Source organism: Leifsonia sp. SIMBA_070 (assembly GCF_046534635.1).
Lineage (GTDB): Bacteria > Actinomycetota > Actinomycetes > Actinomycetales > Microbacteriaceae > Leifsonia.
The window spans coordinates 1-237 of sequence record NZ_JAWRYK010000916.1; the positions used below are offsets into that span (position 1 = coordinate 1).

Consider the following 237-nt stretch of genomic DNA (forward strand, 5'->3'; position numbering starts at 1 on the left):
GACTCCTGCACCGCCTGCAGGAATTCGGCAGTGGTCTCCGCGTTGAAGCGGACCACCGAGGCCCCCAAACGCGCCACTGTCTCCAGCCACGCGTCGACCCCTGCTCCGGACGCGAACTGCGGGAGCAGCGCTTCAAGCACCAGGACCCGGATCGGCTCGGATGCCGCTGCCACGGCGCTGAGCACCGCGCTTTGCAGGGTCGCGATCGCCGAAGGCATCGACGCTTCATCACCCCCG

Annotated in this window: 1 protein-coding gene; it reads right to left on the reverse strand. The window is 68.8% G+C overall.

The window, feature by feature from the left end:
- A partial coding sequence (locus tag SB754_RS22870) for a hypothetical protein (RefSeq protein ID WP_410784550.1) occupies positions 1-218 on the reverse strand: 218 nt, incomplete at its 3' end.
- Positions 219-237: the final 19 nt, after the last annotated feature.